The sequence below is a fragment of the Pseudomonas juntendi genome (assembly GCF_009932375.1).
GTDB lineage: Bacteria > Pseudomonadota > Gammaproteobacteria > Pseudomonadales > Pseudomonadaceae > Aquipseudomonas > Aquipseudomonas juntendi.
In genome coordinates this window covers 1-348 of the sequence record NZ_BLJG01000624.1, presented here as the reverse complement: position 1 = coordinate 348, position 348 = coordinate 1, and the positions used below count along the sequence as shown (strand labels likewise).

The window sequence follows — 348 nt, the reverse complement described above, 5'->3', positions numbered from 1 at the left end:
GGAGTTCTGGTTCGCCCTGGTCAAGATCGTCGCCATCCTCGGCCTTGTCGCCACCGGCCTGTACATGGTCATCACCGGCTTCACCTCGCCCAGCGGGCGCACGGCGCAACTGGCCAACCTGTGGAATTACGGCGGCATGTTCCCCAACGGGGTGATGGGCTTTTTCGCCGGCTTCCAGATCGCCGTGTTCGCCTTCGTCGGCATCGATCTGGTCGGCACCACCGCTGCCGAAGCGAAAAACCCCGAGCGCACCCGGCCGCGGGCGATCAACTCGCTCCCGGTACGCATCATCGTGTTCTATGTGCTGGCGCTGATCGCGATCATGGCGGTGACCCCATGGCGCGACGT

At 64.7% G+C, this 348-nt stretch carries 1 protein-coding gene; it reads left to right on the top strand.

Going from position 1 to position 348, the window contains the following annotated elements; all coding sequences use genetic code 11:
* On the top strand, positions 1-348 hold a 348-nt coding region (locus tag GYA94_RS27545), incomplete at both ends, for an amino acid permease (RefSeq protein WP_161893539.1).